Source organism: Sporomusa sp. (genome assembly GCF_057736855.1).
This window is the reverse complement of the sequence record NZ_JBYKYF010000445.1, coordinates 1-1848: the sequence shown is the minus strand read 5'-3', so window position 1 is coordinate 1848 and position 1848 is coordinate 1. Positions and strand designations below refer to the sequence as shown.

The window sequence follows — 1848 nt, the reverse complement described above, 5'->3', positions numbered from 1 at the left end:
GATGGCAAAAAACTGTGGGAATTGAGTGCCGATACCATTGAGGCCGATCCCTCAGGTAACACCATATATCTAAATAATCTTAAAGGCATTTTTTATCAGGAAAAAGACGGTAAAGTGGAGATTGTTGCCCAGCGGGCAACACTGGATACGAAAACCCGAACGATTATTATGCAAGGTAATATTAAGGCGATTAACAGCGATGGTGCGGTATTTACTGCTCCTGAGGTCTGGTGGTCTGGCGACCCTAAACGCTTTACCGGCGTTGGTGGCGTTACCTTTATTAGAGGCAATACTACGATTACTGGTGATAAGTTAGAAACTGACGACAACATGGAGAAATTTAAAATTTATGGCAACGCTAAGGTGGTTACAGGAGGGAAGAATGAATGATGACAAATAAAAAATACGCTTTACTCAGTGTATTGACAGCGATAATCTTAAGTGTCGGCAGTCTGCTTGCCGAAGCCACGCCACAGCCGACAGCCAAAACTCCTGTAGAAATTACAGCCGATGCCATTGAATATGATGCGCCCAGCGGTCTCATGGTTGCTACCGGCGGGGTACGCATTACGCAAGGACAAACGGTAATGACTGGCGCAGAAGCGCAGTACAATGTCAAGAGTCAGGAAGGGCAGCTTTCCGGCGGGGTACATGCTGTTAATCAAGATGCTACCCTAACCGCTGCTCAAGTAAAGATATATAATAATACCCACCTAATTGCTATCGGTGATGCTATCCTGATAAAAGGCGATAAACGTCTTAGTGGGCCGCAGATAGAATATTTTACTGACAGGCAATATGTTTTGATACCTGCAAACGGCAAAATAGAAATGCCTGATGGTACGATGACTGCCGATAGAATTGAAGCATTCATTAATGAGAATAGTGCTACCGGCACTGGCTCTGTTCATATTGTTAGTCCGGCGCGTAAGCTGGATGCCACCGCTAATATGGCAACTTACTATGGTGAACCGCAGGGGCAAAGTAAAATTATCTTAACAGGCAATGCCCGTGCTGTCCAGGAAGGCTATGTACTGACAGGAGAAAGACTCACACTGCGGCTTGAAGAAAAAGCGTTGGACGCTGATGGTGGTCGCACCCAACTGGTTATTACCCCGCAGTAACAGGCAAGAAATATAGCTAGCGAGGATGTTTAGCGATATGTATATCGAAACCCGCAACTTAGTAAAAACTTTTAAAAACCGTAATGTAGTCAACGGTGTCAGTTTGCGTGTAGACCAAGGACAAATTGTCGGCCTTTTGGGTGCCAACGGTGCTGGCAAAACCACCACTTTTTATATGATTGTTGGCCTGGAACGCCCCAACAGCGGTCAAATTTTTATTAACGGTGAAGACATAACTCATATGCCGATGTATAAGCGTTCCCGATATGGCATCGGCTATTTACCGCAGGAAGCTTCCATTTTTCGCAAACTTACAGTGGAAGATAATATCATGGCCATTCTGGAGACCACCAAGCTAACTCGTGCTGAGGCCACTGCCAAGATGGAAAGTTTGCTGAAAGAATTCCATGTTGACCATGTCCGTAAGCGTAAAGGCTCTGAACTCTCAGGTGGCGAACGGCGACGGGTGGAAATTGCTAGAGCGCTGGCCACAGATCCAAGCTTTATTCTGTTAGATGAACCATTTGCTGGGGTTGATCCAATTGCGGTAGCCGATATCCAATCCATTATCAGCTATCTGAAACACCGTGGTATCGGTGTTCTCATCACTGACCATAATGTCAGAGAAACCCTGAGTATTGTAGATAAAGCATATATTCTTAATGAAGGTCAGATCCTTATTGACGGCGACAGCCATACCATTGCCAACAGTGAAGTAGCAAAA

Annotated in this window: 3 protein-coding genes; all 3 read left to right on the top strand. The window is 45.3% G+C overall.

Translation table 11 applies throughout. The annotated features are described in order from the left end of the window. Positions 1–390, top strand: a 390-nt coding sequence (gene lptC / locus AC29Z1_RS17440) for an LPS export ABC transporter periplasmic protein LptC (RefSeq protein ID WP_488272713.1), incomplete at its 5' end; no start/stop codon positions are given. Next, positions 387–1124 (top strand): LptA/OstA family protein, encoded by a 738-nt coding sequence (locus tag AC29Z1_RS17435; protein ID WP_488272712.1) that lies wholly within the window; start codon positions 387–389, stop codon positions 1122–1124. The genes lptC and AC29Z1_RS17435, both read left to right, overlap by 4 nt. A 37-nt stretch (positions 1125–1161) precedes the next feature. Further along, positions 1162–1848, top strand: a 687-nt coding sequence (gene lptB, locus AC29Z1_RS17430; protein WP_488272711.1) for an LPS export ABC transporter ATP-binding protein, incomplete at its 3' end; no start/stop codon positions are given.